This is a genomic window from Halomonas sp. SIMBA_159 (genome assembly GCF_046536035.1).
In the GTDB taxonomy this organism is placed as follows: domain Bacteria; phylum Pseudomonadota; class Gammaproteobacteria; order Pseudomonadales; family Halomonadaceae; genus Vreelandella; species Vreelandella venusta_A.
Map to the genome: position 1 here is coordinate 1 of NZ_JAWJBT010001721.1, position 233 is coordinate 233.

At 57.5% G+C, this 233-nt stretch carries 1 protein-coding gene; it reads right to left on the reverse strand.

What is annotated here, in order from left to right; genetic code table 11:
• Positions 1 to 206 (reverse strand): hypothetical protein (locus tag R0J87_RS25085; protein WP_498889737.1); only part of this gene is annotated, 206 nt, incomplete at its 3' end.
• Positions 207 to 233 lie beyond the last annotated feature (27 nt).

A 233-nucleotide genomic window follows, 5' to 3' on the forward strand; every position in this document is an offset into this window, starting at 1 on the left:
AATTGCAATAATTCCTCGTACACGAAACGGCGCCGCGCCTGCTTGAGCGACGCTGCATCTTCCGGAAAATGGACGGTCTCGAGCGCTTGCTCGAACGGCAGCAATTGGTATTCTTCCCGGAGCGGGGCAGGGAGGCAATCCGGCAGCCCGCCTTTAGTGGCATCGAGCGCCTGGCGCATCAGCTTGCGGAAGGTTTTTTGGTGCATGGAACCTTTCAAGCTGTAAACCGGTTC